Genomic DNA, 21402 nt, shown 5'->3' with positions numbered 1-21402 from the left:
TTGAGTTTGGAGTTAAAAGTTCGGAGTTAAGAGTAATAGTTTGGCGCATGATTGGAAAAACCAAATCAACAACCCCAAACTCCGAGCTGAATGTTATTGCATTAAGAATTTATATCCACCAATATTTTTAAGGGCGATGCCGGTTCCACGTACTACCGCGCGAAGAGGATCTTCGGCCACGTGAACAGGTAATTTAGTTTTAGCTGCTACGCGTTTATCTAAACCCCTTAACAATGCACCACCACCCGTTAAATAAATCCCGGTTTGGTAAATATCTGCAGAAAGTTCTGGTGGAGTAATCTCTAAAGCTTTTAAAATCGCTTCTTCAATTTTAGAGATCGATTTATCCAGGCAATGTGCAATTTCGGTATAAGAAACCGTAATCTGTTTGGGTACACCCGTCATTAAATCACGCCCTTGAACGGCAAAATCAGCAGGAGCATCCTGAAGTTCAGGTAAAGCTGCACCAACCTCAATTTTAATTTTTTCTGCCGTACGGTCGCCAATCATAATGTTGTGTTGACGGCGGATGTAGTTTACAATATCTGAGTCGAAGTTATCACCGGCAACGCGGATTGACTGATCGCAAACAATACCAGATAATGCGATTACCGCAATTTCTGTTGTGCCACCACCTATATCGATAATCATATTACCCATAGGTTCTTCTACATCAATACCAATACCTACAGCTGCAGCCATTGGCTCGTGGATTAAATATACTTCTTTTGCACCGGCAATCTCTGCCGAATCGCGTACTGCACGTTTTTCTACCTCAGTAATACCAGAAGGAATACAGATTACCATACGCAATGATGGAAACATCCAGCCTTTACCGCCATTCAGCATGCGGATCATGCCTTTAATCATCGCTTCAGCCGCGTTGAAATCGGCAATAACACCATCTTTTAGCGGACGTACAGTTTTAATATTATCGTGGGTTTTACCCTCCATTTGCATGGCTTGCCTACCAATGGCAATTACTTTGTTTGTTGTACGATCGAAAGCAACGATAGATGGCTCATCTACAACTACTTTGTCGTTATGTATAATCAGGGTATTCGCAGTGCCTAAATCAATGGCAACTTCTTGCGTAAACCAGTTAAATAATCCCATGTATAAGGTATGTTTTCTTTATTTTGTCAAATCTATACTATTCCTAATGTAAAAATAGCTTTTTTATTGTTTTAAGTTTTATTTTCTTCATTCATTCCATTGTTTTTAAGGCAATTAAAATGTTTAGAAAATAAAAAAGCTAAAAGACCAAAGTTACAAGACCAAAGTTTGAGTGCGCTAAGGAGATAAGATATCCGCTTTAAGCTTTAGTCCTTCTGCTTTTAGCTTTAGTCTTTCTGCTTTTAGCTTTATTCTTTCTACTTTAAGCTTTAGTCCTTCTACTTTAGTCTTTCTACTTTAAGCTTTAGTCCTTCTGCTTTAGTCTTTCTACTTTATGCTTAATTAGTGTTTAAAGTGTCTTACCCCGGTGGTTACCATTGCAATACCTTTTTCGTTTGCTTTTGCAACAGAATCAGCATCTTTTATTGATCCGCCAGGTTGTAGCACAGCTGTAATTCCAGCTTCAGCAGCAATTTCAACACAATCAGGAAAAGGGAAGAAAGCATCAGAAGCCATTGCTGCACCTTTAACGCTGAATCCAAATGAAGCCGCTTTTTCAATCGCTTGCCTTAAAGCATCAACACGTGAGGTTTGCCCAACACCACTTGCAATTAAAACATCATCTTTTACCAATACAATGGTATTTGATTTAGTGTGTTTTACAATTTTATTAGCGAAAAACAAGTCTTTTAACTCTTGTTCAGTCGGTGCTTTATCGGTAACGGTTGTCATTTGTTCAGGCCCTTCGATAATTAAATCTTTATCCTGCTCAATTACACCGTTTAATAATGTTTTAAATTGTTTTTTGCTTAATTCAACCTCGTTACGTTGTAAAATAACACGGTTTTTCTTTTTACTGAACAATTCTACCGCTTCTTGCTGATAAGAAGGTGCGATTAATACTTCGAAGAAAAGGTTGTTAATCTCCTGTGCCGTTTCTAAATCCACTTCAACATTGGTAATGAGTACACCACCGAAAGCAGAAACAGGATCAGCAGGCCAAAGCATCTATCCAGGCTTGTTTTACGGTAGCGCGTGATGCAATACCACAAGCATTTGTATGTTTTAAGATCGCAAAAGTTGGATCCTGAAATTCATCGATCAGCGCAACAGCTGCATCCACATCAACCAAGTTGTTGTAAGATAGCTCTTTGCCGTTCAGTTTAGTAAACATGGCATCTAAATCACCGTAAAATACACCACCTTGATGAGGATTTTCGCCATAACGTAAAGTTTTGGCTTGCGTTACACTTTGTTTAAAAACATCAAGCGGTTCTTCAGTATTAAAGTAATTAAAAATTGCAGTATCGTAATGAGAAGAAGTATGGAAAGCTGTTTTAGCGAAAGATTTACGTTGTGCTAAAGTAGTTTCTCCGTTTTGCGCCTCTAATTGAGCCTGTAAAGTAGGGTAGTCATTTTTTGAGGCAATGATTACAACATCGTTAAAGTTTTTTGCAGCAGCACGGATTAAAGAAATACCACCAATGTCGATTTTTTCGATAATTTCATCTGGTGTTCCACCTGCTTTTACAGTTTCTTCAAAAGGGTATAAATCAACAATAACCAGGTCAATTTCAGGAATTTCATATTCAGCAATCTGTTCCTGGTCGCCAGTTATAGCCCTACGGTTCAAAATTCCACCAAATACTTTCGGGTGTAAAGTTTTAACACGTCCGCCTAAAATAGATGGGTAACCTGTTAAATCTTCAACTGCCGTAACAGGAAGGTTTAAATCTTTTATAAATTGTTCTGTACCACCGGTAGAAAATAACTGTACACCTTGTGCAGCTAATAATTTCACCAATGGCTCCAAACCATCTTTATAATATACTGAGATTAAAGCGTTTTTGATTTTAATGGATTGACTCATTCTACTGAAAATTTTGAGCCGCAAAGGTAGTAAAACAGGGGCATTTATTAAGGGGATAAAATCAATAAAAATGAAATTAGTCTTATATCTTTCTCAACAGGGTGTTTTTTGTTTTACTATGAGATTTTAAAGATGCTTATATCTCCATATTGCAAGCGGAAATATTCACTTTCTACACATTCTAATTATTATATGTAATATTTACCTGGTTGAGCAGAATTAATCTGTGAGGCTTTAAAATTTACTAATGGTATTTCAATTTTGCTAATTTAGGCCATCAAAAAATTGTTATTAATTATCACGAGGGAGAGTAATGTTTCAGTCAAATCGTAAAGCAACTTGGTCCTATATAGTTGTTGTGTTTCTTATTATATGTTGTTACGTTGGAATTTACCATTCACATCGTTATTTTGGGTTTAACTGGATAATGTGGCTAAGCATTTCAGCGATGTTGGCGCTGTTTTATTTAGGGGATTTATGGTTAGGAGATAGGGGAAGGTGGGATAAACTGAAGTCTTTTCTATTTTTGCTGTTTGTTGGCGGGCCGATAGGTTTTTTTGTGATTAAAATGCATAAAGCTTTTACGGAAAAACAATTGGCCAACCATGGCGTGCATGCTCAGGGAATAGTAACTGATTTATACTTAAGAAGAAGTAAAAGCAGTAAAACACCCTACGCTATATTTACTTATAAATTAAATAATAAAATCTGGACACAGGAAGTGATTAACAGAAACTCTGATTTACAAATTGGAGATACTTTAATGTTATTATGTGCTAAAACAGATCCGAAATTTTTAAGATTGATTAGTATAAAAATCCCGGTTACTTCTTTATCTTTTTTACAATGGTCTCTACCACCCTGGGATAGTGTTGGTGTTCGAGCTGTTGCCCTTTAAACTTAACCATTTCCAGGTTGTCATTTTTATCGATTCTGTACCGGGCCTGATAAATGTATTCGCCTTCATCATAGTTTTCATCAACATAATGTATGGTAATACCGCCTTCTGCTTCACCGGCAGCCATAACAGCGTTGTGTACATGATCGCCGTACATGCCTTTGCCACCAAATTTAGGGAGAAGTGCCGGATGTATATTCACAATTCTACCTGGGTAAGCATTGATCAGGCTTTTAGGAATTAGCCAGAGGAAACCCGCAAGCACAATGAAATCTATTTCCAGGTTTTTGAGTAAATCGATTACTTCTTCGGTTTTATAAAACTCGTTTTTATCGAAAACATGAGTGGGGATTTCAAAATTATCAGCCCTTTGTAGTACATAGGCATCGGCGTTGTTGGTTAACACCAAAGAGATTTCTATTTCATTACTCCGCTTAAAATGCTCCATCAGTTTTTGGGCATTGGAGCCAGAACCTGATGCAAAGATGGCTATTCGTTTTTTCACTCAAAAATCGTTTTGTCCAAAAATAGTATTTTTAAGCCTGTTTTTTCAATTGAAAAGAAATTTTATTCAATTAAGTTAAAGTATTATTAATGAATAAATTTAACGTATTTTTGTGGTTGCTAAATAGGGCTAAACTTTAATAAAAAAAAAGTTTAAAGTGTTTTGTAATTTAAAAACATTAATCCTATATTTGCAACCCGAATTATAGGAAACGAATAAGAAAAATAAAAGGCTAAATAGAAATGGCAAATCATAAATCTTCATTAAAAAGTAATTAGAGCAAACGCAACAAAACGTTTACGTAACAGATATCAGGCAAAAACTACACGTACCTTTATTAAAAGATTACGTGCTGCAGAAGATAAAAAATCTGCATCTGATTTATTGCCTAAAGTAATCTCTATGTTAGATCGTTTAGCTAAAAAGAACATTATCCACAAAAACAAAGCGGCTAATAATAAATCAAAATTAACGAAATTCGTTAACGGTTTAAAATAAACCAATTATTTTACGATATTAGTAAAGGCATCCCAACCAAAAGTTGGGATGCCTTTTTTTTATCTAAAAATGGAAAACTACGTTCAAAAACTTGGCATAAAACTGTGGGCAGAAGAAAGATCGGCCCCAGAAAAACTTCTGCTGCATGGCCGAAGGCATTTAACCGATGCCGAGCTGATTGCAATTTTAATCGGCTCGGGAAGTAAAAACGAAACAGCTGTAGATTTAAGTAAGAAAATTTTAGCTTTTTACGACAATAGTTTAGCCAAGCTTGGTCGGGCATCCATTCAGGAGCTCTCAAAATTTAAAGGGATTGGTGAAGCTAAAGCCTTAACCATTATTGCTGCCTTAGAGCTTGGCTTAAGGCGAAAAGATATTACCGAAGAGATCATTACTCAGGTTACAACCTCTAATGATGTGTATAAATACCTACATCAAACCTTTGCCAATCTCAATCATGAAGAATTCTGGATTTTATTGCTCAATAGATCCAACCGGATTATCGGGAAATTTTTAATCAGTAAAGGCGGACAAGCCGGAACAGTTGCTGATCCAAAAATTATCTTTAAAACCGCTTTAGAAAATAATGCAGCAAATATTGTATTGGCACATAACCACCCTTCTGGTAATGTTAGGCCAAGCGAAAGCGACGATATATTAACCAGGAATATGGTTTCTTCCGGAAATCTCCTTAGTATGTTCGTAGTAGATCACCTCATTTTTGCCAACAACCGTTATTATAGTTATAAAGATGAAGATTTAATTTAAAGATATTTCCTTGTTAAAGGGTAATTAAGCTTAAATTGTTATAATCGCACTTTATTTACGCTACCAATTGTGGTATGTCAAAATTAATAGTCAATATGAATACTTTAAAAATTATCCCAGTTTTTCTTTTACTAACTGTAATGGCCTTCGCTCAAAAAACGAATGTGCCAATCAATATTATAACTTACAATATCCGCTTAAATGTGGCCTCAGATGGTATTAATGCCTGGCCAAACCGAAAAGACAATGTAAAAGCATTAGTGAAATTTCATGATGCCGACATCCTCTGTGTACAGGAAGCTTTGCCTGAACAGTTTGATGCCTTGTTGGAAAATTCAAATTTTGATGTGGTTGGCGTTGGTCGCGATGATGGTAAAAGAAAAGGAGAATTTTCCGCAGTGTATTTTGATAAAGATAGATTTGTTAAAAAAGACGGTGGCACTTTTTGGCTTTCCGAAACGCCTAATGTGCCTTCTAAAGGGTGGGATGCGGCACTAAACCGCGTGTGTAGCTGGGTTAAACTGTATGATAAATTAAATAAGAAAGCGTTTATCGTGTTTAATACCCATTACGATCATATGGGCGTGCAGGCCAGGATAGAATCGGCAAAATTGCTTAAAAGGAAAATACAGGAAATTGCGCCAACCTTACCCGTTGTTTTTACTGGCGATTTAAACGTAACTCCAGAAACTGAAGCCATTGCAACAATTAAATCTTTTCTTATTGATGCAAAAGAGGTTTCTGTAGAACCTCCATATGGGCCTGCCGGCACCTTTAATGGTTTTCATTTCGATAGTGATTTGAAGGATAGAATCGACTATGTATTTGTAAATAAAGGATTTAAAGTGCAAAAGTTTGCCGTACTTACAGATAGTAAGGATAAAAGATATTATTCAGATCATTTGCCTGTTTATTGTAAGCTCTTCTTTTAATAAATGGTATTGACAGCACTATCATTATTTCCTTTTAAGTTCGAACTTTTCGGAAATGAGTACCATTATCATTATATTTTCGAAACACTTGCCTTTATTGTTGGCGTTAGGCTTTATTATTTCTATAAAAAAGGAATTGTAGATCCAATTTCCGATGAAAACAGGTTATGGATTATGCTTGGAGCAATGCTTGGAGCATTAATCGGATCAAGGGTGGTTGCCGTGCTCGAAACGCCCGAAGTTGTCCATCACCTTACTTTTTCAATCCTTTATCAAAGTAAAACCATTATTGGTGGTTTGTTGGGAGGCCTTTTCGGTGTAGAACTGATTAAAAAGATAATCGGTGTTGATATAGCTTCAGGAGATATTTATGTTATTCCCATTTTGGTTGCGCTGATTATTGGCCGAATTGGTTGCTTTTCTATGGGGATCGACGAACCAACCTATGGAATTCCCACTCATTTTTTTATGGGCATGGATTTGGGCGACGGCATCCTCAGGCACCCGATAATGCTCTATGAAATGATTTATCTTGTGCTGTTAATTTTACTTTTCAACAGGTTAAAAAAGGTCGAAATGATTAACGGAGATCGCTTTAAGCTGCTCATGGTACTCTATTTCCTGTTTCGTTTTTTAATAGAATTTCTTAAACCCTACCAATCATTATTTTTAAATTTAAGCAGTATTCATTGGTCTGCATTGTTTATTTTTATGTATTATTATAAATTCATTATCAGAATTTCCAAACAGATTATACATCAGCAGTAAGCAATATGGCCAATACCAGGGATTATATATACTACGATTACACCAAAAGTCTTTGTCCGGAATGCTTACAGCTTTGCGATGCCAAAATTGTTTTTCAGGATGCAAAAGTATTTATGCTGAAAAACTGCAGAACCCACGGCGATAGCAAAGTGATGATTGCCGATGATGTAGATTATTATAAGCAGATCAGAAATTACAATAAGCAATCCGAAATGCCACTTAAGTTTAATACCAAAGTGCATTATGGTTGTCCGTACGATTGTGGTTTATGTACCGATCATGAGCAGCATTCCTGTTTAACCGTTATCGAAGTAACAGATCGCTGTAACCTTGCATGCCCAACCTGTTATGCCATGTCATCTCCAAGTTATGGCAGGCACCGCACGCTTGAAGAGATTGAACGCATGATGGATGTTGTAGTGGCCAATGAGGGCGAGCCGGATGTGGTTCAGCTTTCAGGAGGAGAGCCAACTGTTCATCCCGAATTTTTTAAGATCCTTGATCTTGCCAAAACCAAACCCATTAAACATTTAATGGTAAATACCAATGGGATCAGAATTGCGAAAGACATTAACTTCGTTGAGAAATTAGCCAGTTACATGCCCGATTTCGAAATATATCTCCAGTTTGATAGTTTTAGTGCCGAAGTATTAACCAAGCTAAGAGGTGAGGATCTAACCGAGGTAAGGAGAAAAGCCATTGATCATTTAAACCAGTTCAATGTATCAACAACTCTGGTGGTTACCTTGCAAAACGGTTTAAACGACCACGAAATTGGTGATATACTGGATTACGCACTAAAGCAGAAATGCGTGCGTGGCGTAACTTTTCAGCCTACACAAGTAGCAGGTAGAAATGATGATTATAACGATCAGCAGGGAAGGATTACCCTGACAGAGGTACGAAGAAAAATTTATGAGCAGTACCCAACTTTTACACCACAGGATTTAATTCCGGTGCCTTGCAACCCTGATGCGCTCTGCATGGCTTACGCTTTAAAAATCGGTGATGAAGTAATTCCGATGACACATTTGATCAATCCGGAAGATTTATTGAACAATTCAAAAAATACAATCGTTTTTGAACATGATGAAAAACTGAAAGCGCATATGCTTAATCTTTTTAGCACAGGCGTTTCGGTAGATTGTGCAGAAGATACTTTTGGCGAGCTGATGTGCTGTTTGCCAAGAGTGAAATCGGATAATTTGAGTTATGATAATTTATTCCGCATCATCATTATGAACTTTATGGATCCTTTGGATTTTGATGTACGTGCAGTTAAAAAATCCTGTGTGCACATTGTAAGCGATAAATACAAAATAGTTCCATTTGAAACCATGAATATTTTTTATCGCGATAATAAAATAGATTTAATCAGGGAAAAATTAAATATGAATTGATATGGGTGGTTTGTTCGGCTTATTTGTAATTTATTGTTTAACCGCAATTGTTCTTTTTATTGTTGGCATTATCCAGATCATCGTAAAATCATCGAGAAATGAGCCTGTAAAAGCCGGATTAAAGTTAATTATCATCTCAGTGATTATGGTGGTAATCGGTTTTGGGGCCTGTGCCGTATTGCTTGCCAACAGTTAATATCCAGCTTAAGTATTATGGGAATTTTTATCGTTTATTGGGTAGTTGCTGTGTTGCTTTTTGTGGTTGGTATCATCCAGATCATCATTAAGGCAGTAAAAAATCAGCCGGTTAAACCAGGCCTTAAACTGGTAATTGCCTCCGTAATTATGTTGGTTATTGGTGCAGGGGCATGCGCAGTCATTCTTTCCAATCTGCATATTAACCATTAATCATTTATATTGTGTGCCTGAATCAGGGTTTTAGCCATCGTAAGTCTCCAATCTCATGTCTGGAATCTCAAATCTCAATAATTTAGCTTTCTCCTTTAAGCTTTAAATAATATCTTTGCATTTTATAAATCCAGATTGAAGATTACAGGCCTTCTAAGTCTCAAATCTCCTGTCTGGAATCTCAAATCTCATTAAATGAAAATATCATATAACTGGTTAAAACAATTCGTACAAATTGATAAAACACCTCAGGAGCTTTCATTAATCCTTACCAATGTAGGTTTGGAAGTAGAAAGTGTAGAAAAAGTGCAGCCTGTAGTTGGCGGCCTTGAGGGTTTGGTAATCGGCGAAGTTTTAACCTGTGTTCAGCATCCCAATGCCGATCGTTTGCGCATTACCACCGTAAATGTTGGCGGTAACGAAAATCTTCAGATTGTTTGTGGTGCACCAAACGTAGGCGCTGGTCAGAAAGTGGTTGTGGCCACTGTTGGTACAACTGTTTATCCTTTGGAAGGCGAACCTTTTAAAATCAAAGAATCTAAAATCAGGGGAGAACTTTCGCAGGGCATGATCTGTGCCGAAGATGAAATCGGTTTAGGCAAATCTCACGATGGAATTATGATTCTTGAGGCAGATACTGAGGTAGGTATCCGTGCAAAAGATCATTTTAAAATGGATGATGATTATGTTTTCGAAATCGGATTAACGCCAAACCGTGCCGATGCGGCTTCGCATTTAGGTGTGGCGAGAGATTTAGCAGCTTATTTCAGAAGCGAATATGAAATGCCGGATCTATCTGCTTTCAAAACAGACAACGAAAATCTTGTTATTCCGGTAGAGGTAGAAGATTTAGCTGCTTGTCCGCGTTATAGTAGTGTTACAATTTCTGGAGTTACAGTAAAAGAATCACCAGAGTGGTTAAAAGATAAATTGAAAGTTATCGGTTTACGCCCGATTAATAATGTGGTTGATATTACCAATTATATATTACATGGTTTAGGCCAGCCGCTACATGCTTTCGATGCCGATAAAATTGCCGGTGGAAAAGTACTCGTAAAAAAAGTTGCCGAAGGCACACCTTTTATAACACTTGATGGTGTTGAGCGTAAGTTAAGTGCCGATGATTTAATGATCTGTAATACTGAAGTACCAATGTGTATTGCAGGTGTTTTTGGTGGTAAATCATCAGGAGTTGATGACAATACAAAAAATATTTTCTTAGAAAGTGCGTATTTCAATTCAGTTTCTGTACGTAAAACTTCTAAAAGGCATGGCTTAAAAACCGATGCTTCTTTCCGTTACGAACGTGGTACCGATCCTGAAATTACGGTTACAGCATTAAAATATGCCGCATTATTAATTAAAGAACTTGCTGGTGGCGAAATTTCATCTTCAATTTCTGATATCTACCCAAGCCACATCAAGCCGTTTGAGTTTGAGGTGAGTTACACCAATATTAATAAATTAATCGGCGCAAATATCCCTTCAGCAGAAATTAAACACATCATTACTGCTTTGGGTATTTCGGCAACCAATACCTCAGATGATACCCTGGCCTTAAGAGTACCCTCATTTAAAGTTGATGTTACCCGTGAGTGCGATATTACAGAAGAAGTATTGCGTATTTACGGCTATAACAATATCGAAATTCCGGCAAAGGTAAATGCATCACTTTCATACAGTACCAAGCCCGAAAAAGAAAATACACACAATGTAATTGCCGATATGCTAACTGCTAACGGTTATGCAGAAATTATGTGTAACTCTTTAACAAAATCTACCTACTCTAAAAATTTAGATGAGGCTGTATTTATTTTAAATCCTTTAAGCAGCGATTTAAATGTAATGCGCCAAAATTTATTGATGCCTGCTTTAGAAAGTGTTGCTTATAATCAAAACCGTAAAAATGCTGATGTTAAATTTTATGAGTTCGGTAAAACCTACCATTTAATTAATGAGAAGTATGTAGAGCGCCCAGGTTAATGTTGTTAATTTCTGGTGCAAAGCAAAGCGAGCAGTGGAACCATAATACCAAATCATCTACTTTTTACAATTTAAAGTCGGCTGTAGATGCGATCATTTCCCGTTTGGGCATTGCAAGCTACCAGACAGATACTTTAAATGATGAAAATTTTGCATATGGCATTAAATATTTCCGTGGAGATAAAACGCTGGTGAGTTTCGGAGCTGCATCAAAAGCCGACCGTAAGGTGGCGGATGTAAATGCTGAAGTTTTTTATGCAGATTTTGACTGGGCTGCTTTGTTGGATATTGTGAAGAAAAACAGAATCATAAATAAAGAAGTTTCAAAATACCCGCAGGTACGTCGTGATCTTTCTTTGTTGATAGATCAAAACGTAACGTTTGATACTTTGAAAGGAATTGCTTTCAAAACTGACAAAAAATTAATTAAAGAAGTTGGTGTATTTGATGTGTATGTTGGCGATAAACTGCCTGAAGGTAAAAAATCATATGCCTTAAATTTCATTTTGCAGGATGAGGAACAAACCTTAACCGATAAGCAGATTGAAAATACAATGCAAAAGCTAATTGCCAATTTAACGGCACAAGCTGGTGCAGAAATTAGGAAATAAAATATAAATTCGTATTTTTAGAAATAAATTCATGACTTCTGTTGCAGATCAATTAGATAAAGTATTACAAAAAACGGCTCGGGTAATTGAGTTATGTAATGCGCTACAGGAAGAAAATGATTTATTAAAGCTTGAAAATCAATCGTTAAAAGTTGCACTTGATACGGCTAAAGGCAAAAATGTAGAACTCGACGAAAAACTGAGGGTTACAAAATTGGCAAAAAGTATTGAGGGAACAAGTGAAAAGTCGCTTGATATTAAACAAAAAATTAACGATTTTGTGCGTGAGATTGATAAAAGTATTGCATTATTAAAAAAATAAATGATGCAAAGAAATCAGAAACTAAGCTAAACAATGGGAGAAATCTCGATTAAAATAACCATTTCCGACCGTATTTATCCGTTAAAGGTGAATATGGAAGAGGAAGAAATTGTGAGACGGGCAGCAAAAATGATCAATGAGCGCATAAAAGATTACCAGGATAATTATGCGGTTAGAGATAAGCAGGACCTTCTTTCTATGGCAGTTTTGCATTATGCAACCGCCGTATTAAGAACAGAAAATAAAGTACAAAATCAGGATACTGCTGTTGCTGATAAAGTTGAAGAATTGGATGTTTTACTCAATAATTTCTTTTCAAAATAAGGTTCGTTCTTTCGGCAATTCGTCACTCTGAACTCGTTTCAGAGCCTAAATTTATAAGATCCTGAAATATGTTCGGGATGACGGGGCCAATATTTAGCATAAAAACATAGCCGCAGCTAGTTTTTGAGTTTCAAATTTTATAAAACTTAACACTTCAATATCTATAGGGTTAAGAGGGCGTATTTCATCTGCTATGGCACCTGAAAATGGCTTAAACCCTAATTATGCTTAGTTGAGGTTTAAAATGTATGAGACTTTAAAAATTAGTTGCGGTTTTTTTTTACTTAAAAAACAAAATGGAAATAGTTGAAATATTAGGATACGTATTTGCCGTTATAGCGGGTATTGCTATCGGAGTAGTGGTAGGAAGATTCCTCCTGCGCAACTTGCTTAAACAGCAGGAAGTTGCTGCACAGAACAAAGTGAAAAAGATTTTAAAAGATGCAGAGAACAATGCAGAAATTTTAAAAAAGAATAAACTTTTAGAAGCAAAAGAGAAGTTTTTGCAAATGAAAGCTGAGCATGAGCAAGAAGTGAATGCTAAAAACAACAACATTAACCAACGCGAAAATACCATGAAGCAGAAAGAGCAATCGGTAAATCAGCGCATGGAAAATTTCAATAAAAAAGAGCAGGAACTCGATAAACAAAAAGTTAACCTCGAAAAACAGACTGAAATTGCCGTTAAAAAGCAAGAAGAAGTTGAGGTGCTAAAAAATCAGCATTTAACACAATTGGAAACCATTGCAGGTTTATCAGCAGATGAAGCTAAAAACCAGTTGGTAGAAAACCTGAAAGAAGTTGCCCGTACACAAGCAATGATCCAGATAAAGGATATTGTAGACGAAGCAAAACTTACCGCAAGTAAAGAAGCTAAAAAAGTGGTTATTCAAACCATTCAACGTACCGCTACCGAAGCTGCTATTGAAAACTCAGTATCCATTTTCCATATCGAAAGTGACGAGATAAAAGGACGTGTTATTGGTAGAGAAGGTAGAAATATCCGTGCTTTAGAGGCTGCTACCGGTATTGAGATTATTGTAGACGATACCCCGGAAGCTATTATTTTATCAGGTTTTGATCCTGTAAGAAGAGAAATTGCACGTTTGGCCTTACACCGTTTGGTAACCGACGGACGTATCCACCCGGCACGTATTGAAGAGATTGTTGCAAAAACCAAAAAACAGATTGAAGATGAAATCGTTGAAATTGGTGAGCGTACTGTAATCGATTTAGGTATCCATGGCTTGCATCCTGAGCTGATCCGTATGGTTGGCCGTATGCGTTACCGTTCATCTTATGGTCAAAATTTGTTACATCACTCGCGCGAGGTTGCAAATTTCTGTGCTACAATGGCTGCAGAATTAGGTTTAAATGCTAAAATGGCCAAACGCGCAGGTTTATTACACGATATCGGTAAAGTGCCTGATGATAATCCCGAATTGCCACACGCTATTTTAGGGATGCAACTGGCCGAAAAATATAAAGAACATCCTGAAATTTGCAATGCAATTGGTGCCCACCACGATGAAATTGAGATGACTTCAATGATTTCTCCAATTATCCAGGCATGTGATGCGATTTCTGGTGCCCGTCCGGGTGCACGCCGTGAGGTGGTAGAAAGTTATATTAAACGATTGAAGGATTTAGAAGAACTGGCTTTATCTTATCCAGGTGTGGAGAAAACTTTTGCTATCCAGGCAGGTAGAGAATTACGTGTGATTGTAGAAAGCGAACGCATCACCGATGCACAGGCAGAACTTTTAGCTGCTGATATTTCTACCCGTATCCAAACCGAAATGACTTACCCTGGTCAGATCAAGGTTACGGTAATCAGAGAAACCCGTTCAGTAGCATTTGCTAAATAAGTTAATCGTCATCCTGAACTCGTTTCAGGATCTTAGTCATAGAAAAGATGCTGACCACGAAGTAGCTATCTGACCTTTAAAACGATAAAAACTGCTGATAAAATAAATTCAGCATCACGAACGGTTTAACAAACAAAATATTAAGCGATGGATATTCCATCGCTTTTTTTTATTTTTACATAATGAGCAAGCAATCCATAACAATAGAACCGAAACGGCCTGTAGATGTACTTTTTGATAAGTATGCCGAAAGTCACCAAAATCCAACCAACAAACTGGTGCATTGGATCTGTGTTCCATTAATTGTATTTAGCTTATTGGGGTTAATCTGGCAGATTCCTTTTCCGCACCTTGGCTTTCTGGGTAGCTATAACGGTTTTTTCAACTGGGCATCTTTCCTGCTGGCATTTAGCCTGTATTATTACTTTACTTTATCACCTGTACTGTTTTTTATGATGATTTGGGTGGTAGGCCTGATGAGTTACATCATTGTTAAAATTGAACAGGCCGTAGGTTTAGGGAGTGGAACTGCTTATGCCATTTATGCTGCAATATTTGTGGCTGCCTGGGCAGGTCAGTTTATAGGGCATAAAATTGAAGGGAAAAAGCCATCTTTTCTTGATGATGTTAAATTTTTGTTAATAGGCCCGATCTGGTTATTGCACTTTATTTGCAAAAAAACAGGTATCAGGTACTGAGTTATAAAAGTTGTTAACCTGTAATTAACCTTAAGGTAAAGTAACATTAATTAATACCTAATCTACAGTTAACACTGTGGTAATACTTTTGCCCTTATCAAATAAAGGCAAATTGGATTTACAAAACTCTTTTAAAAGAGCGGCACTTACAGTGTTCGCTTTAACGATCAGCATACTTTCGTATGCGCAAACTGGAAAAATTTCTGGAACAGTTACCGATAAAAAAACGGGCGAGACCTTAATCGGGGTTACGGTTAAAATTAAAGGTACAACTAAGGGTGTATCTACTGATGTTGATGGAAAATATTTGCTACAGGCTATGGCCAACGGCCAATATACACTTGAGTTTTCGTATGTTGGCTACCAAACTAAAGAGGTATCCGCTATCGATGTTAAATCGCCATCAGTTACCAGTTTAAATGTTGTGCTTAATGAAGCCGGAGGTCAAAATCTTGGTGAGGTTGTAGTTAAGGCTAGTTTTAAACAAGAATCAATAAATTCACTTTATGCCAAGCAGAAAAATAGTGCAGTAATTTCTGATGGCGTATCTAGCGATCAAATTAAAAAATCTCCTGATAGAAATACTTCTGACGTTTTAAAGCGGGTAAGCGGTGCTACGGTTCAAGACAATAAGTTTGTTGTAATAAGAGGCTTAAGCGATAGATATAATAATGCGTCGCTTGATGGTGGATCACTTCCAAGTACTGAGCCAAATCGAAAAGCTTTCTCATTTGATATTGTACCTTCAAATTTGGTTGATAACTTGATTATCAGCAAAACTGCCACTCCAGATTTGCCTGCAGATTTTACAGGTGGTTCGATTCAAATTCTAACTAAAGATATTCCTGATAGTAACTTTATAAGTTTAGGAATTGGTGCCGGTTATAATTCAGAATCTACTTTTAAGGATTTTAAAAGTGGAGCAAGAAACTTTACTGACTACCTTGCTTTTGACAATGGAGATAGAGCACTGCCAAGTAATTTCCCTTCAAGAAATAAATTTAATAATGGCTTAACTCCTACGGAGGAAGCGGCGGGTATGAAAGCATTACCTAGAAACTGGAATGTGTATAATAATACAGCATTACCTACTCAGAACTATCAATTCACGTTAGGTAGAGTTAAAAGTTTTAAAAATAGTACTAATAGGTTTGGATCTTTATTTGCACTAACATATAGAAATTCGCAAACAATAAACAATGATGTAATTCGTGATTACGTGAATGTTGATTATCATGATAATATTTATAGGTTTTCTACTAGCTTGGGTGCATTGGCAAATTTTGCCTATACCTACGGAAAAAGTAAGATCACTTTCAAAAATATATATAATAGAAACTATGATGATTCATATTTAGAGAGAAATGGTTTCAATAAGGATAGAAATCGCGATACGAAATATTTTGCTTTTGATTTAATGCAGAAATCTTTGTTCAAATCTACTATTGAAGGTAATCATGCATTAGGTGAAAATAATTCTAAAATTAATTGGTCTGTAAGTTATGCTAATATCTTAAATGATCAACCCGATCAAAAGAAAGTTTCTTATCAAAGAAATCCGTCAGATATCGGTTCGGCTGATTATGTATATGTAGCAAGTACTGGGACATTAAGTAAAGAAAACTCTACTTTATTTTCAAAATTAAATGAGAACAACTATAGTGGAAGCGCAAATTATACTTTGCCATTTAAAATGTTAGGGCAGATAGCTACTTTTAAAACTGGTTTAAGCTCAATCTATCGTAACAGATCTTTCGACGCTAGATTTGTTGGGTTAGTTGCTAACACTGGAGCAGCTAACGCAGATGAAATTGCCAGGAGATCTTTGAGTACACTTTATGGAGCTGACGCCATTAATAGTGGTGCATATTATTTATCTGATATATCTGCTGATGCTGACTCTTACGACGCCCATTCAATGACTAATGCCGGTTATTTGATGTTAGATAATAAATTTGGTGAAAAATCTAGATTGGTATGGGGTTTAAGGGTAGAACAATTTAATGTGGTTTTGGATGCAAAAATCCCTTCACCTCAAACATCTGTGGATGATAATTATATTGATTTTTTGCCATCGGCAAACTATACATATAGCCTAACCCCTAAAGTAAATTTAAGAGCATCATATTACCGTACCTTAGCTCGTCCAGAATTTAGAGAATTATCTTCGACTTCAATTTATGATTATGAGTTGTTATCATTGCAACAAGGTAATCCAAATCTAAAAGAAGCAAAAATCGATAATGGCGATATTCGCTTCGAATTTTATCCGCAAGCAGGTCAGATAATTTCCATATCAGGTTTTTATAAAAAATTCCACAATGCAATTGAATCTTATAATCAGGATTCTGGATCCAGCAGGATAGTAACTTACATTAATACTGATGAGGTAAATGTATACGGTGTAGAATTTGAGTTCCGTAAAAGTTTAGACTTTATTTCAAATACAGATTTCTTAAAGAAAACAACATTTTATACTAATTTATCTATCATTAAATCAAAAGTAAAAGTTGCAAATAGTGGTATTAATCTATTAAATACCGATAGGCCAATGGTTGGGCAGGCCCCTTATATTATCAATGCAGGATTGCAACATAGTTTCTTAAATGATAGGTTAAGTTTTAATGCATTGTATAATAGGGTAGGCCGTAGATTGATCGTAGCTGGAGGTGCTTTATTCCCAGAAATTTGGGATGTTCCAAGAGACGTGCTTGATTTGCAAGTGGCATTAAAAGTAATTAAAAACAAAGGAGAAATTAAATTTAATGCTGGAGACATATCGAATAAGCGTATTACTCAATACTATGATAGAGATTTAAACAAGAAGTTTGATAGCACAACGATAGATGAAACAATTTCCAGCTATAAACCAGGAGGTAATTATTCATTATCATTTTCTTACACATTCTAATACGAGTAATAAAATTAAATAGTTAACAATAGCTTAAACGTTGCTTAACCCCACTGTTACATTTAGATAATAAATTTGAAAAAAGTAAAACAAAAAAATAAAATGAAAAAACAATTATTAATTTGCGCAATGAGCGTATTGGTTTTCTTAGCAAGTTGTTCAAAGAACACTGTTGATGAAGAAATTAACCCGCCAGTAGCAGCTAATACTGTTGAGGTTTCTGGTGATATAGCTGCAGGCACAACATGGAGCGCAGATAAAATATATCTTTTAAAAGGAAATGTTTTTGTTACAAATAATGCTACATTAACGATTCAGCCAGGTACAATTATCAAAGGTGATAAAGCAACTAAAGGAGCTTTAATTATTACAAGAGGTGCTAAAATTAACGCAACGGGTACTGCTGATAAGCCGATTGTATTTACTTCTAGTGTTGCAGCTGGTGCACGTAAAGAAGGCGATTGGGGTGGTGTTATTGTATTAGGTAAAGCAGTAAATAATGTTGGTACTTCAGTTGCTATTGAAGGTATTTCTGATGCAACAGATAAAGGTAAACATGGCGGTACAGACAATGCAGATAATTCAGGTGTAATTAAATATGTACGTATTGAATATGCAGGTATTGCTTTAAGTCCTGATAACGAAATCAATGGTTTAACTTTTGGTTCAGTTGGTTCTGGTACTGTAGTCGATTATGTTGAAATTTATCGTTCAGGTGACGATGCTTTTGAGTGGTTTGGCGGTGCTGTTAACTGTTCGCACTTATTGGCAATTGATAGTTGGGATGATGATTTTGATACTGATAACGGTTTCTCTGGTAAAGTTCAGTTTGGTCTAGCACAACGTTTAGCAGTAACTGCCGATGTTTCTGGATCAAATGGATTCGAATCAGACAATGACGCTGCTGGTAGTTCTAATGCTCCTAAAACCTCAGCTGTTTTCTCAAATATGACAATATTAGGGCCAGTAGGTTCAGGTGGTAGCAGTATTAATGCTAACTTCCAACATGGTGCACAAATTCGTCGTAATTCTGCAATGAGTTTATTTAATTCTGTGATTGTTGGTTATACAGAAGGTGTTTTCTATGATGATGCGTTACCAGCAGGTGGAAATGCAGCCTCAGGTAATCTTTCATCAACTGCATCTGTTTTTGCTAACAACTTAATTTATAACAGCAATAGCAAAAGCAATCAAATAAAAGCCTCTAATACAACTGCTTTGGGTGTAATAACTCCGTTATTAACTGCCGTAAATACATTTGATGGTGCTGCATTAGCTGCAAGCATTTTTACTGATCCATACAAATATTCTGCAGATTTAGTTGCAGCAGCAAGAGTAGGAATTCCAAACTTTACAGTTGTAGCGAATTCAGCTGCAGCATCTGGTGCGGCATTTACCAATGCTAAGTTAGCCACTGGATTTACCAGCGTAGCCTTTAAAGGTGCATTTGGTTCTGAAAACTGGGCTGCTGGTTGGGCTCATTTTGATCCTCAATCTTTAGCTTATACTACTCCAGGAGCAGTTAAATAATCCTTAAATTAAAGTAATAAAAAAAGGTCTCGATTTCTTAAATCGAGACCTTTTTTTATGGAATTTATTTCACTTCAACCTCTTTCTTAATAATTACTTTTGCCTTTTTTCTGCAACCGGTTTAACCTTTTTCTTTTTAGAGCCGCAGATGTAGCTTGATCTTCTTTTGTATATGGAGCTATAAAATCATCTTGAGTAACGAAAGTAACTTTTTTAGTTAATTGCTTTGCGAACTTTTCGATTCATTTTTCAAAAAGATGAGCAGGCTCTTTATTATGTCTTAGGTTAAAATATGCTTTTGGCTAAACACAATATATGTTCCAAACCCATAATTATATGCTTTTGATTAAACAATATATGTTCCGAAGCTATAATTATAGGTTATTGGCTAAACAATATATGTTCTGAAGCTATAATTATAGGTTATGGTTTAAATAGTATATGTTCCTAACAAATAATTATAGGTTTTTGGTTAAATAATATATGTGTTGAACGTATAATCAGGTGTTTTTAATTTATCAATAACTGCTGTAAGCAGGTTTAATTAACTGGCACAAAAAGAAAAGTATTGGCAATAATCGAAAATCATTGCCAATACCGTTTTGTTATATATTTGTTTCGGTGTTCTTTTTGTTTCTTGGGAATTGCTGCTTTAAGTCATCATAAATATCTTGCGTACCTGCAATATTTGATTTATTTGCACCTTTAACAGCGTTGTAAAAAACCAATGCTGATTCATAGGCTTCGCCACCAGCTACCATCATACAGTCATCTACCGCTCGTAAAAACTTACTTGCTTCGAGGTAAATTTCATACAGGTCGGCTGCAAGTTTATAGTCTTTTTGGGTTTCGGTCACATCTAAAAAAGAGGGTACCAAATTGGGCGATTGTTTTGCGTGTGTAATTGCCCTGCCTACAAAGGCCAACGTTCTGTCTCCCATCTTTAGCATGGTCTGGCGCTCGTCTGCCGAAAGGTTAAAAATCAACACATCTTTAAGCGTAGTTCTTGCTTCCTGTAATTGTGCGGTAACTTTTGCCATTTGCTCGGCAGTAATTTCTGCTGAGATTTTGTTGTTTAAACTCATAGATTATATGTTATTTAATTGAAAAAATAATTTCAACCTAAACACAATTTGAAATGGCTGGTTTAATCAGGGCGGTAGCACAGAAAATTGCCACAACCTTGATTTACCTAATCAACTTGCGTATTTACCAATAAAATAAATGGGATGAGTTTTATTGCCGCTAAGGATAAGCTAAGTTTATCCGGGCAGATTATAATGGTTCGTTAACGGTTTATTTAATTAACACAGCCAATATACTTATTTTTTTTGAAACAAATATTAAAAATGCGAGCGGCTCTACCCGGTAGATTTTTGAATAACGACTTTAAATTTTAGCAGTCGATTATCTACAGAAGATCAGAGGAGTTTTACGATAAGCTTTTATTTACACATTAAGAAAGCCTTGTTGGGTTACCAACAAGGCCTTTTTTATTTATTTCGCTTCAACCTCTTCCTTAACAATTACTTTTGCTTTTTTTATTACAACCGGTTTAGCTGTTTTTGCTTTTGCAGGTTCAGCACTGGTGATTTCTTCTTTTGTAAATGGAGCTATAGAATCATCTTGTATTCTGAAAGTAACTTTCTTTGCTAATTGCTTTGCAAACTTCTCAATTACCTTATCTGTTTTTTTTGCTTTGCCATATTGATCAAGAAGATCTGTAAATGCAAGTACTAATTTGGATTCTAATTCTTTACGTAACTTTTTGCTTGTCGAATGATTTTTCGACTTCGATTTATTCTTTTTCATCTAAAATTAATGGGTATTTTCAAAGATAGAGAATCGGAAAGTTAAATTAATATTATCATTATGTTAACAGTCGGTTGCCCGCTTAACATGTAAAATATTTGTTTTAACTTATTTTAAATCAGGACGTTTGGAGTCAGGAAAGCCTGACTTGTCCAATTTTCATTAAAGTTTTTTTTGATT

General features: G+C 36.0%; 17 protein-coding genes and 3 pseudogenes. 15 read left to right on the top strand and 5 right to left on the bottom strand.

What is annotated here, in order from left to right; translation table 11 throughout:
- Positions 1-93: 93 nt before the first annotated feature.
- Together AC0IWE_RS13010 and purH are read right to left on the bottom strand one after the other, a co-directional pair.
- Positions 94-1116 (bottom strand): rod shape-determining protein, encoded by a 1023-nt coding sequence (locus AC0IWE_RS13010; protein ID WP_010601761.1) that lies wholly within the window; start codon positions 1114-1116, stop codon positions 94-96.
- Positions 1117-1458: 342 nt separating this feature from the next.
- Positions 1459-2986: pseudogene (gene purH / locus AC0IWE_RS13005) on the bottom strand (bifunctional phosphoribosylaminoimidazolecarboxamide formyltransferase/IMP cyclohydrolase).
- Positions 2987-3434: 448 nt separating this feature from the next.
- On the opposite strand from purH, the gene AC0IWE_RS13000 reads away from it, so the two are divergent.
- Entirely contained in the window at positions 3435-3884 is a 450-nt protein-coding gene (locus AC0IWE_RS13000; RefSeq protein ID WP_471793369.1) for a hypothetical protein, read from the top strand.
- Here AC0IWE_RS13000 and purN read toward each other — a convergent pair.
- Positions 3811-4389, bottom strand: coding sequence for a phosphoribosylglycinamide formyltransferase (gene purN, locus AC0IWE_RS12995; protein WP_055910555.1), 579 nt, complete (start codon positions 4387-4389; stop codon positions 3811-3813). The two genes, AC0IWE_RS13000 and purN, sit on opposite strands and share 74 nt — an antisense overlap.
- Positions 4390-4631: 242 nt before the next feature.
- Between purN and rpsT the strand changes: the two are divergent.
- From rpsT to AC0IWE_RS12925, 14 genes and pseudogenes are all read left to right on the top strand, one after another.
- Positions 4632-4887, top strand: a pseudogene (gene rpsT / locus AC0IWE_RS12990) (30S ribosomal protein S20).
- Between the two features lie 69 nt (positions 4888-4956).
- A complete protein-coding gene (radC, locus tag AC0IWE_RS12985; RefSeq protein WP_471793368.1) occupies positions 4957-5655 on the top strand; it encodes a RadC family protein in 699 nt (232 codons plus the stop codon).
- A 95-nt stretch (positions 5656-5750) separates the two neighbouring features.
- On the top strand, positions 5751-6587 hold the full coding sequence (locus tag AC0IWE_RS12980; RefSeq protein ID WP_471793367.1) for an endonuclease/exonuclease/phosphatase family protein: 837 nt from the start codon (positions 5751-5753) through the stop codon (positions 6585-6587).
- 9 nt (positions 6588-6596) lie between these two features.
- A complete protein-coding gene (locus AC0IWE_RS12975) occupies positions 6597-7355 on the top strand; it encodes a prolipoprotein diacylglyceryl transferase (RefSeq protein ID WP_471793366.1) in 759 nt (252 codons plus the stop codon).
- Positions 7356-7360: 5 nt separating this feature from the next.
- The gene (locus AC0IWE_RS12970) at positions 7361-8755 is read left to right on the top strand and encodes a radical SAM protein (protein WP_463493097.1); all 1395 of its coding nucleotides are present in this window, start codon (positions 7361-7363) and stop codon (positions 8753-8755) included.
- A 1-nt stretch (position 8756) separates the two neighbouring features.
- Entirely contained in the window at positions 8757-8951 is a 195-nt protein-coding gene (locus tag AC0IWE_RS12965; protein WP_055914935.1) for a hypothetical protein, read from the top strand.
- Positions 8952-8968: 17 nt separating this feature from the next.
- On the top strand, positions 8969-9163 hold the full coding sequence (locus tag AC0IWE_RS12960) for a hypothetical protein (RefSeq protein WP_055914932.1): 195 nt from the start codon (positions 8969-8971) through the stop codon (positions 9161-9163).
- Positions 9164-9358: 195 nt separating this feature from the next.
- A pseudogene (gene pheT / locus AC0IWE_RS12955) lies at positions 9359-11757 on the top strand (phenylalanine--tRNA ligase subunit beta).
- A 31-nt stretch (positions 11758-11788) separates the two neighbouring features.
- Positions 11789-12079: a hypothetical protein gene (locus AC0IWE_RS12950; protein WP_055914926.1), complete on the top strand. Its 291-nt coding sequence runs from the start codon at positions 11789-11791 to the stop codon at positions 12077-12079.
- Between the two features lie 33 nt (positions 12080-12112).
- The gene (locus tag AC0IWE_RS12945; protein WP_025143281.1) at positions 12113-12403 is read left to right on the top strand and encodes a cell division protein ZapA; all 291 of its coding nucleotides are present in this window, start codon (positions 12113-12115) and stop codon (positions 12401-12403) included.
- 296 nt (positions 12404-12699) lie between these two features.
- A complete protein-coding gene (rny, locus tag AC0IWE_RS12940) occupies positions 12700-14271 on the top strand; it encodes a ribonuclease Y (protein ID WP_055914924.1) in 1572 nt (523 codons plus the stop codon).
- Between the two features lie 182 nt (positions 14272-14453).
- Complete coding sequence (locus AC0IWE_RS12935; RefSeq protein ID WP_055914977.1) at positions 14454-14969, top strand: Mpo1 family 2-hydroxy fatty acid dioxygenase; 516 nt, start codon at positions 14454-14456, stop codon at positions 14967-14969.
- A 112-nt stretch (positions 14970-15081) separates the two neighbouring features.
- Positions 15082-17880, top strand: a complete 2799-nt coding sequence (locus tag AC0IWE_RS12930; RefSeq protein ID WP_471793365.1) for a TonB-dependent receptor — start codon at positions 15082-15084, stop codon at positions 17878-17880.
- A 102-nt stretch (positions 17881-17982) separates the two neighbouring features.
- Positions 17983-19410, top strand: a complete 1428-nt coding sequence (locus AC0IWE_RS12925; RefSeq protein WP_471793364.1) for a hypothetical protein — start codon at positions 17983-17985, stop codon at positions 19408-19410.
- Positions 19411-20015: 605 nt separating this feature from the next.
- Here the strand turns inward: AC0IWE_RS12925 and AC0IWE_RS12920 are convergent.
- Positions 20016-20495, bottom strand: a complete 480-nt coding sequence (locus AC0IWE_RS12920; protein ID WP_055914918.1) for a hypothetical protein — start codon at positions 20493-20495, stop codon at positions 20016-20018.
- A gap of 412 nt (positions 20496-20907) precedes the next feature.
- A complete protein-coding gene (locus AC0IWE_RS12915) occupies positions 20908-21222 on the bottom strand; it encodes a hypothetical protein (RefSeq protein ID WP_463493104.1) in 315 nt (104 codons plus the stop codon).
- Between the last annotated feature and the right edge of the window lie 180 nt (positions 21223-21402).

The organism is Pedobacter sp. AC402, assembly GCF_979252805.1.
Note: the sequence above shows the minus strand (reverse complement) of the source record. Positions and strands in the feature narration are given on the sequence as shown.

Coding starts and splice junctions, on each gene's coding strand:
- AC0IWE_RS13010 (WP_010601761.1), bottom strand. CDS start 1,116: ATGGGATTATTTAACTGGTTTACGCAAGAAGTTGCCATTGATTTAGGC.
- AC0IWE_RS13000 (WP_471793369.1), top strand. CDS start 3,435: ATGTTGGCGCTGTTTTATTTAGGGGATTTATGGTTAGGAGATAGGGGA.
- radC (WP_471793368.1), top strand. CDS start 4,957: ATGGAAAACTACGTTCAAAAACTTGGCATAAAACTGTGGGCAGAAGAA.
- AC0IWE_RS12980 (WP_471793367.1), top strand. CDS start 5,751: ATGAATACTTTAAAAATTATCCCAGTTTTTCTTTTACTAACTGTAATG.
- AC0IWE_RS12970 (WP_463493097.1), top strand. CDS start 7,361: ATGGCCAATACCAGGGATTATATATACTACGATTACACCAAAAGTCTT.
- AC0IWE_RS12965 (WP_055914935.1), top strand. CDS start 8,757: ATGGGTGGTTTGTTCGGCTTATTTGTAATTTATTGTTTAACCGCAATT.
- AC0IWE_RS12960 (WP_055914932.1), top strand. CDS start 8,969: ATGGGAATTTTTATCGTTTATTGGGTAGTTGCTGTGTTGCTTTTTGTG.
- AC0IWE_RS12950 (WP_055914926.1), top strand. CDS start 11,789: ATGACTTCTGTTGCAGATCAATTAGATAAAGTATTACAAAAAACGGCT.
- AC0IWE_RS12945 (WP_025143281.1), top strand. CDS start 12,113: ATGGGAGAAATCTCGATTAAAATAACCATTTCCGACCGTATTTATCCG.
- rny (WP_055914924.1), top strand. CDS start 12,700: ATGGAAATAGTTGAAATATTAGGATACGTATTTGCCGTTATAGCGGGT.
- AC0IWE_RS12935 (WP_055914977.1), top strand. CDS start 14,454: ATGAGCAAGCAATCCATAACAATAGAACCGAAACGGCCTGTAGATGTA.
- AC0IWE_RS12925 (WP_471793364.1), top strand. CDS start 17,983: ATGAAAAAACAATTATTAATTTGCGCAATGAGCGTATTGGTTTTCTTA.
- AC0IWE_RS12920 (WP_055914918.1), bottom strand. CDS start 20,495: ATGAGTTTAAACAACAAAATCTCAGCAGAAATTACTGCCGAGCAAATG.
- AC0IWE_RS12915 (WP_463493104.1), bottom strand. CDS start 21,222: ATGAAAAAGAATAAATCGAAGTCGAAAAATCATTCGACAAGCAAAAAG.